Below are 9,077 nucleotides of genomic sequence, written 5' to 3'. Positions count from 1 at the left end.
TGATCTCCTTCTCGTCGAAGATCAGCAGACTGCAAATCGTAGCTTATGTCAGTGTCCGAATTTCAGGGGGTAGCTCAGATCGCAGCCTTTCGGCGCAGTTCTGGACGATCTCGCAAGCGAACATCGGGCCGGAATGGTCCGACCAGAAACGAACAGATTCGTGGCAGATGTCGATGCCGCGCTCGTGAAGTCGATCCTCGACGACGCAAAGCGACAGGGGAAAGTGGATTTAATTTATCACGGCTAAGCGGACGATCTCACGCAACGTTTTGAAGTAGAGTAGGGGCGAGCGTTTTGTCATCTGACGACGCTCCAAAGCCGCCCTCGCTGCCTCAAGCAAATTTGCTCTGACATTACCAGCCTAACGCTTTGAGGGTGGAGCAAAAAAATCCCAAGCGGCGGCGAGGACGCTCAGTCCCACTACGATACCCAGATCCCATCGCGGGACTTTGAGCACAAGAATACCGATGAAGAGCACCATGGTCAGGAAGGCGAGTACTTTGAGAGTGCTATCTGTTGTCATGGAAACTCCATTCATCCCGCAGTGGTCCCAGAAATTTTCAGGCGGGTTTCAAGCCAGTTCGCCGTGCGGAGCAAGCGTGCGTCATCCCCTCGGCGACCAACGAGCTGGGCCCCCATCGGCATTCGGTGGCTATCGGTCAACACGGGCAACGTGATCGAGGGATGACCGGTGAAGGTGAAAACGCCATTGAATATCGAGTCACCCGTCGAAGAGTAGCCCGCCGGCGCAGGGCCAGATGCGGCGAAGACGAGCAATGCATCTGCACGCAACAGTATTTCGTCAAGCGCCGCGCTGAATACAGACCGCAGATCGAGGGCTGCCAGATAATCGGGAACCGAGATCGATCGACCTCGTTCAATAGCCGCTTGGATTTCACTCGACAGCCTGTCCCATCCCTTTGCTGCGTATCCCCTGAAGCAATGCGCCAATTCGGCGTCGTTGATTTGGGAGCGAATCCTTGCAGCATCGCTGAACAGCTTGGGGAGCGAGGTGGACCAGACGCACTCGCCAAGCCACTCGATCAGTTCAGCCATCGCTTCCTTCATCTCGGGATGCGCTGCATCGCCGCCCGGCATGTCGACAAAGGCAAGGGTGGGCTCGACCGGTGGTTCTGTGCCTGCCGCAGTGAAAAGGCCGGGAGCAGGACGGGGCAGGTCCGAAGGGTCGCTTGGGTCGGAGCCAAAGAGGCTGTCGGCAAGCAGCGCTGCCCCCAGCGTGTCGCGGGCGAGCACGCCGACGGTATCGAGGCTGGGGGACTGCGCGAGCACGCCCCGGCTGGGAATGCTGCCGAAAGTTGGTTTGTAGCCGACACATCCGCAATACGAAGCCGGCCGGATGATTGACCCGCCCGTCTGGGTGCCGATTGCCAGTGGCGCCATACCCGAGGCAACAGCGGCGGCCGACCCAGCGGAAGACCCACCCGGCGTGTGCGCGGTGTTCGCAGGGTTACGCGTGGATGAAGGATGGAGAAATTGCAACTCGGTCGTAACGGTCTTTCCAAGCACCAACGCCCCGGCAGACAGCAGCCGCGAGACCACTGCCGCATGAGCCTCGGGCCGACGTCCGGCATCGAGCGGTGTTCCGTTTTCGGTCGGAATGCCTGCGGTGTCGATCACATCCTTGATGCCGACGGGCAGGCCGTGCAACGGGCCTATCGGTCTGCCGGATTTGCGATAGGCATCCGCCTGTGCCGCCTGCGCACGTAGGAATTCCGGGTCGAACCAGACAAAGGCTCCAACCTCGGGTTCGACCATCGCGATTCGGTCGATCAGCGCCTCGGCGAGGTCACGGGCGCTCAGCGCGCCCGTTGCCAGCCGGTCGCGCAAGCGGATCACATCCGCACCGGCGAGGTCCTCTCGATCACTTGCCATAGATCGCCTCCGGCAGAGTGAAGACCAACTGCGGGAACAAGTAGACCAATGCCATCGACAGGAAAACCATGAACAGGAACGGCATGATCCCGGCAAAGATCTGCGTCAGCCTCATCTCGGGGGGCGCGATTCCCTTTAGGTAATAGGCGGACATCGCCATCGGTGGCGTCAGAAACGACGTTTGCAGGTTCAGCGCAACGAGGATGCCGAAAAACAGCGGGTCGACCCCGAAATGTGGCAAGAGCGGCAGGAAGATCGGCACGAAGATGATGATGATCTCGGACCACTCGAGCGGCCAGCCCAAGAGGAAGATGATCAATTGTGCGAGCAGAAGGAACTGCAACGGCGTCAGGTCCAGACCCGTCACGAATTCCGAGATCAGCTGTTCGCCCCCCAGATAGGAGAAGACCGCAGAAAAGGTATAGCTACCCACGAACAGCCAGCAAACCATCGCCGTTGTCCGCACCGTGAGATAGACCGACTCGCGTAGCCGCTGGAACGTCAGCGCACGATAGGCCGCGGCAAGCACCAGCCCGCCCATGGCGCCGATAGAGGCCGCCTCGGTTGGCGTCGCAAGACCGAACAGGATCGAGCCGAGCACCGAGAGGATCAGCACCGCCAGGGGGAAGAAAGACTTTACCAGCATCACGAAGACTTCAACCTTCGGCATGTCCGGCACTTCGTCGGACGTCGGGCGGGGGGCCGAGGACGGCTTGAGGACCGCTCGCCCCACGACGTAGACTAGATAGAGGCCCACCAGCAGGAAGCCAGGCAGCATCGCCCCGGCGTAGAGGCGCACAATCGAAACGCCCGAGGCCGCGGCATAGACGATGAGCATGATTGACGGCGGTATCAAGATACCCAGCGTGCCCCCCGCACAGATGATACCCGCTGCAAAACTTGGTTCGTAGCGCGCCTTGAGCATCGCTGGCAGGGCGAGAAGCCCCATCAGCGTCACCACCGCGCCCACGATGCCGGTGGCCGTTGCGAAAAGTGCGCAAGTGATAAGTGCCGCGACACCCATCGAGCCCGGAATGTTCTTGGCTGCGACGTTCAACGATGAGAACAGCCGATCGACAATGTTCGCGCGCTCCACGACATAACCCATGAAGAGGAACAGCGGGATCGCGGTCAGGACTTCGTTCGACATTACAGTGTATGTCTGGTTGATGAAGAGGTCGAATATTCTATTGTTGAAGAAGCCTTCAATCCAGTTGGTAAAGGATGTCCAGCTGTCGGCATCAACAGGCAGCCGGTCGAAGGCACGCCACATGCGTCCGGCATCGAAATAGGCGAAATAACCAAAGCCGATGCCAAGGGCCATCAGCGTAAAGGCGATCGGGAAACCCAGGAACACTAGCAAGATGAAGATGCCCAGCATCGACAGAGCGATTTGAGGGTCGGTCATGGTCGAGGCTCCTGTCAGTGGCTCTTGGGGGGGTCGATGTGGTCAGGGTGGTGAGCAAAGTCCTCACCGAGTTCCTGCATCGCCAACATCTCGGTTTCCTCGACGTCCGGCGCGGCCTCGTGCCATACGCCATCGCGGATCGCGATGATGCAGCGACAAAGCTGCGCAAGCCCCTGAATGAATAGCAGGACACCCGCCAGAACCATGATGGCCTTGAATTGATAGATCGGAATGCCGGCGGGGCTCGAGGCGCTCACCTCGCCGTAGCGGATCGAACGTGCGGCGTATTTCCATCCGGCGAAGATCAGCGCTGTGATGCCTGGAAAGAAGAAGATCACGTAGAGCACGAAGTCAACCAGACCCTGCACGCGCACCGGCCACATCCGATAGACGAAGTCGCCCCGGACATGCCCTCCACGTGCCAGCGTGTAGGCGCCGCCGACCATGAACAGCGCGCCGTACATCATGAACGAGAGCTCGTAGGCCCAAGGCGTCGGGCTATTGAAGATGTAGCGAACGATCACCTCGTAACTCATGCCGATGGTCATCAGCAGAACCAGCCATCCGAACGATTTCCCGAACCACCCAGAAAGGCGGTCAGCGAAGGAGATAAAGCGGAGCATTCCAGTTGTTCCCGAAAGGAAAAAGGGGGACGGAAATCACTTCCGCCCCCGGGGTTTCGTCAGAGCTCAACCTTGCCGGGGAAATAGTGCTGGTAGGCCAGCGCATAATCCGGAGCATTGAGCAGCTCATAATAGGTCACCCGCTCGACCCAAGCTCGCTGGCTGTCGAGAATCCGCTTCATCAGCTCATCGGCTTCGAGTTCGGGGATCAGCTGGTCCCAGGCATCGATCTGCGCGGCAAGGATGTCCTGCGGCGTGCGCTCGACGTTGACCCCATTGTCGTTTTGCAGCTTCTGCAAGTCGGACGAATAGTTGTCGAGCGCGAAGGCCGTGTTAGCGGTCGAGACGGCTTCGACCGAATGACGCAGGATGGCGCGCAGATCGTCATCCATGTCGTCCAGGACGTCCTTGTTGAACAGGAATTCGAACGCTTCGGACGCTTGGTGATACGAGCCAAGGTAGTAGTACTTGGCCACGTCCTGCGCACCGAACCGCATGTCCGACGAGGGGTTGTTGAACTCGAAGGCGTCGATGACGCCGCGCTCCATTGCAGGCACGATCTCGCCGCCTGGAAGCTGCGCGACCGACAGGCCCATCCTTTGCATTACGTCAGCAGCAAGGCCAACGGTACGATACTTCAAGCCTTTGAGATCGCCCGCGCCGGTAATCGGCTTCTTGAACCACCCGAGTGGCTGTGCTGGCATCGGGAAGCCCAGAAGGCCCACGACGTTCATACCCATCTTGTCTTGTAGCAGTTCACGGAAGAACTCTTCGCCACCACCAGCGTAGAACCACGACAGCATCGTGGTGGGCGAGCCGCCGAAGACCGGACCGGTTCCAAAGAGCGAGGCGGCCTTGTTCTTGCCATACCAGTAGGCACAGACCGAGTGGCTGGCATCGAGAACGCCGTCGTTCACAGCATCGATGACTTGAAAGGCCGCGACCACCGCGCCTGCGGGCAGAAGGTCGATCTTGAGACGCCCCCCCGACATCTGCTCGACGCGGTCGGCATATTGCTGGGCCATAACCTGCCAGATGTCCGAGGCCGGCCAAGACGTCTGCATCTTTAGAACCATCGGCGCCTGCGCTAGGACGGCTGGGGCTGCTAGCATCGAGCCTGCCGCTGCGGCACCGCCGCCAACGAGGCCCGTCCGCAGGAACGAGCGGCGGTTGACCGCCTCTTTCGAACTGGTCTTATTCATGAATTCCTCCCATTTTCTATAATCTCGCATCGACGCTTACCGGCTCCTCTTCCGTGCGCGCCGCGGTGTCGGTTTGACTACTGTCCCGCTCCTTTCGACCTCCTCTCGCCGTGTGAAATTCCGATCAGTGACCAAGCTGGCCAGAAAGGCGTCGATCCCGGCCTGTGCGACCTGGCGGTCCTGATCCGGTGTGCCCGAGCTTACGCCAATACCTCCCACGACCTCGCCGTCGAAACTCACCGGAAGGCCGCCACCCACCACCATCAGCCGGCCGCCGATCGAGCTGCCGATGCCATAGGCGGGCGCGCCCGGCTGGCTTGCCGCGCCGTATTCGTGCGTCGCCTTTTTCGCCGCCGAGGCAGTGTAGCTCTTGTCGATCGCGATGGTGATCGAGGTCACCTTGCCGCTATCCATCCGTTCGAAGGCAATGAGATTGCCGCCTTCGTCGGTAATCGCGATACACATCGGCACACCGATCTCGGTGGCCTTGGCGCGCGCGCCCGCGATCAGAGTGCGAGCGTCGGCGATGTCGAGACGCTTGACCGTCAGCATAGTCAACCTTTCGCAGTCAAGGCCTTGGCCTTGCGGCGCGCGGCGTGGAGCAGGGGCTCGGTATAGCCCGAAGGTTGCACTGCACCCCGCAGGATCAGGTCGCGCGCCGCCTCGAAGGCCGGCCCGTCATAGCCCGGCGCCATCGGCGTGTAGTTCGGATCGTCGGCGTTCTGCGCGTCGACCTTTGCCACCATACGACGCAGCGAGTCCTCGATCTGGTCGCGGCTGCAGATGCCATGCATCAGCCAGTTCGCCAGATACTGCGAAGAGATCCTCAGCGTCGCCCGGTCTTCCATCAGCGCGAAGTCGTTGATGTCGGGCACCTTGGAGCAGCCGATCCCCTGATCGACCCAGCGTACCACATAGCCGAGGATCGACTGACAGGAATTATCGATCTCGCGCAGTACCTGCTCCTGGGAGAGGTTCCGTCCGCCAAGCAGCGGCGGCCTCAGGAGATCGGCGAGCGGAGCGCGGGGCCGGAGCTTGAGCTCGTCCTGAACAGCGCGCACGTTCACACGGTGGTAATGCGTTGCATGTAGCGTCGCCGCCGTCGGCGAGGGCACCCAGGCCGTATTCGCCCCGGCGCGAGGGTGACCGATCTTGTCCTCGAGCATTTCGGCCATGGCATCGGGTTTCGCCCACATGCCCTTCCCGATCTGCCCCTTGCCCTGCATGCCTGCCGCGAGACCAGCATCGACGTTGCCCGTCTCGTAGGCTTGCAGCCAGGCCGAGCCTTGCATCTCGCCCTTGGGAATGACGGGGCCTGCCTGCATCGAGGTGTGAATCTCGTCGCCGGTCCGATCAAGGAAGCCTGTGTTGATGAACACGCAACGCTCGCGCACGGCGGCGATGCAAGCAAGAAGGTTTGCCGAGGTGCGGCGTTCCTCGTCCATCACGCCAAGCTTCACCGTGTTCCGCGGCAGACCGAGGATATCTTCGACACGGCCGTAGAGCTCGTTCGCGAAGGCGACCTCGTCGGGGCCGTGCATTTTCGGTTTCACCACGTAGATCGAGCCGGTACGGGAATTGCGGTTCGAGTCGCGGGCAAGATCGTGCATCGCCGCGGCTACCGTCACTGCCGCGTCCAGCATTCCCTCAGGCGTCTCCTCGCCGTCGAGTAGCACGGCGTCCGTGGTCATCAGGTGGCCGACGTTGCGCACTAAGAGCACCGCGCGGCCCGGATGAGTGACGGGTTTACCCTGTGGGTCGAAATATTCGATGTCGTCGTTCAGGCGACGAGTCATCGTTGTGCCGCCCTTTTCGAAGGTCTCGTTCAGCGTGCCGTCCATCAGGCCAAGCCAATTCTCATAGACAGCGCACTTGTCTTCGGCATCGACGGCCGCAATAGAATCTTCGCAATCTTGAATCGCCGTGAGGGCGCTTTCGAGGCGTATGTCCGCAATGCCAGCCGCATCGTTTCGCCCGATCAGGCTGTTGGGGTCGATGACGATCTCAATCAGCAGGCCATTGGCGCGCAAGAACACGCTGCCCGCCGCATTGTAACCGGCGAACTGGGCCGGGATCGCAAGGCCGATCTCTCTGCCATCGACGGTCGCGAGAAACTTGCCTTCGATCGTGTTGAGCGCCTGAACATCAGCCCAGCTGGCGCCGTCGAGTGGCACGACCGCATCCAGATGTGCGCGTGCCCAGCCGATCACCTCGGCGCCGCGCATCGGGTCATAGCCGCTGCCCGAGGCACCACCGGGGATCGCATCCGTCCCATAAAGCGCGTCATACAACGAGCCCCAACGCGCATTCGCCGCGTTCAGGGCAAATCGGGCATTCATCACCGGAACCACGAGTTGTGGGCCAGCGATCAGCGCCAGTTCAGGGTCGACGTTTGCGGTAGTGATCGTGAAGGGCGCGGGCTCGGGTACCAGATATCCGATTTCAGTCAGGAATGCGCTATAGGCTTCCCCGTTGATAGGCTTGCTTTTGTTCGCGAGATGCCAGTTGTCGATGCTCGTCTGCAACTGGTCGCGTCGCGCCAGAAGGGCCGCGTTCCGCGGTGCGAGATCGCTTAACAACGCAGCATAGCCCGACCAGAATACGTCCGCCGAGACGTCCTTGAGGATGCGCGTTTCCAGGAGCTGTGCCAAGGCTTTCGTCACCATAAGTCCGTGACGTTCGACATATCCATTCATTGAATGCTCCCTCTCCCGTTCGCAAAAGCTAAGGAGCCCATTGGAAGATAGTAAGAAATGTATATATTTTTTTCACGATGTGGAAAGGTCGGTCAGCGATGGCTCTGAAGATTGAGCAGCAAAGAGGTGTTGGCGTGCAGTCCGTGGGGCGAGCCCTGCGGCTTCTGGACCTGCTTGGACAATCTAATGAGGGCGAACGCGTAAGCGATCTGGCGCGCATGTCGGGGTTGGCCGTTTCAACCGCGCACAGGCTTCTCACAACGCTGGAAAATTCTGGATATGCCCATTTCGACCAAGTGAATTCTCTCTGGCGGGTGGGGCGACAAGCCTATTTGGTTGGAACAGCATATACTCGCCGTCGAAATTTGGTCGCGCCAGCATTCCCCATAATGCGGAGGTTGCGAAATGCGACTCGTGAAACGGTTAACCTTGGGATCCTGGATCAGGATTATCTCGTAACGATCGCGCAGTCTGAAAGCCGCGAGATTGTTCGTGCGATCGCTCCACCCGGAGGGCGCGTGCCGGTATTCTGTTCAGCGATGGGCAAGGCAATTCTGACGACCTGGCCAGACGACGACATCGTCGCTCTCGCTCATCGGGTCGGGTTCCACACGCTCACCTCGCGCTCACATCGAAACATATCATCTCTGGTCGCAGACATCCAAGTGTGTCGTGAACGGGGCTACGCGATCGATGACGGAGAACATGCCACGGGTTTGCGATGTGTCGGTGCAGCCATATGGTCTCCGAACGGCGAAGCAGTCGGGGCGATTTCGGTGTCTGCCCTCTCTTCGCGGCTGGTTGGCCCTCGGATATTTGAAGTCGGGACGCTCGTAAGAGAAGCCTCCCGAGATTTGACGCGTCAACTCGGCTCCGGGCGCGGACTGGAAAGCTTTGTCGAAAGCTCTCAGCCGGAAGTTCCGTGACGATCTTCTTCAATCGCGTGTTCTCGTCCTCGAGCGCTTTTAACCGACGCATCTCGTCCGGCAGCAAGCCGCCATACTTTTCTTCCGGTTGAAATAAATTGCCTGACTTATCCCAGCTTTGCGGCAGATCTCAACCACCGATGTTCCCTGCTCGCGCTGCTTCAGGATGAACGCCTTGTCAACGGCGGAGCAAAAACCGGCCACTGGGCGGAGCAAAAGTCTGCCACCAGAGAGGGCATGGGATTGAAGCGGAGGGAACGCTTCGCGCCCCGGCAGCTGCGCTTTTCAGATAGCTGGCGGCTGCCGGGGCGCTTTTGCCCAGCGGGCCA

At 60.2% G+C, this 9,077-nt stretch carries 7 protein-coding genes and 2 pseudogenes; 2 read left to right on the top strand and 7 right to left on the bottom strand.

All coding sequences use genetic code 11. From position 1 onward, the window contains the following. On the top strand, positions 1 to 188 hold a 188-nt coding region (locus BMI89_RS21050; protein ID WP_210402190.1), incomplete at its 5' end, for a hypothetical protein. 346 nt (positions 189 to 534) lie between these two features. On the opposite strand, the gene BMI89_RS20390 is transcribed toward BMI89_RS21050, so the two are convergent. From BMI89_RS20390 to BMI89_RS20365, 6 genes and pseudogenes are all read right to left on the bottom strand, one after another. Continuing rightward, entirely contained in the window at positions 535 to 1,893 is a 1,359-nt protein-coding gene (locus tag BMI89_RS20390; RefSeq protein WP_078572595.1) for an amidase, read from the bottom strand. Further along, positions 1,883 to 3,301: a TRAP transporter large permease subunit gene (locus BMI89_RS20385; protein WP_078572594.1), complete on the bottom strand. Its 1,419-nt coding sequence runs from the start codon at positions 3,299 to 3,301 to the stop codon at positions 1,883 to 1,885. Before BMI89_RS20385 ends, BMI89_RS20390 begins: the two co-directional genes overlap by 11 nt. A gap of 14 nt (positions 3,302 to 3,315) precedes the next feature. Continuing rightward, entirely contained in the window at positions 3,316 to 3,924 is a 609-nt protein-coding gene (locus tag BMI89_RS20380) for a TRAP transporter small permease subunit (protein WP_078572593.1), read from the bottom strand. Between the two features lie 59 nt (positions 3,925 to 3,983). After that, positions 3,984 to 5,126 carry a TRAP transporter substrate-binding protein gene (locus tag BMI89_RS20375; RefSeq protein WP_078572592.1) on the bottom strand — a complete coding sequence of 381 codons (1,143 nt, stop codon included), beginning with the start codon at positions 5,124 to 5,126 and terminating at the stop codon, positions 3,984 to 3,986. Between the two features lie 135 nt (positions 5,127 to 5,261). Then, positions 5,262 to 5,678: pseudogene (locus BMI89_RS20370) on the bottom strand (heme-binding protein); the annotation flags it as partial. Between the two features lie 2 nt (positions 5,679 to 5,680). Beyond that, positions 5,681 to 7,822 (bottom strand): malate synthase G, encoded by a 2,142-nt coding sequence (locus tag BMI89_RS20365; RefSeq protein ID WP_078572590.1) that lies wholly within the window; start codon positions 7,820 to 7,822, stop codon positions 5,681 to 5,683. A 98-nt stretch (positions 7,823 to 7,920) separates the two neighbouring features. Here BMI89_RS20365 and BMI89_RS20360 point away from each other — a divergent pair, with 98 nt between their 5' ends. After that, the gene (locus tag BMI89_RS20360; protein WP_143593986.1) at positions 7,921 to 8,748 is read left to right on the top strand and encodes an IclR family transcriptional regulator; all 828 of its coding nucleotides are present in this window, start codon (positions 7,921 to 7,923) and stop codon (positions 8,746 to 8,748) included. On the opposite strand, the pseudogene BMI89_RS20355 reads toward BMI89_RS20360, so the two are convergent. Further along, a pseudogene (locus BMI89_RS20355) lies at positions 8,738 to 8,952 on the bottom strand (transposase); the annotation flags it as partial. The gene BMI89_RS20360 and the pseudogene BMI89_RS20355 overlap by 11 nt on opposite strands. Between the last annotated feature and the right edge of the window lie 125 nt (positions 8,953 to 9,077).

Origin of the sequence: Thioclava sp. F36-7 (assembly GCF_002020075.1) — a bacterium.
Taxonomy (GTDB): Bacteria; Pseudomonadota; Alphaproteobacteria; order Rhodobacterales; family Rhodobacteraceae; genus Thioclava; species Thioclava sediminum.
The sequence above is the reverse complement of the archived record's forward strand: the minus strand, read 5'-3'. Positions and strand labels throughout refer to the sequence as shown.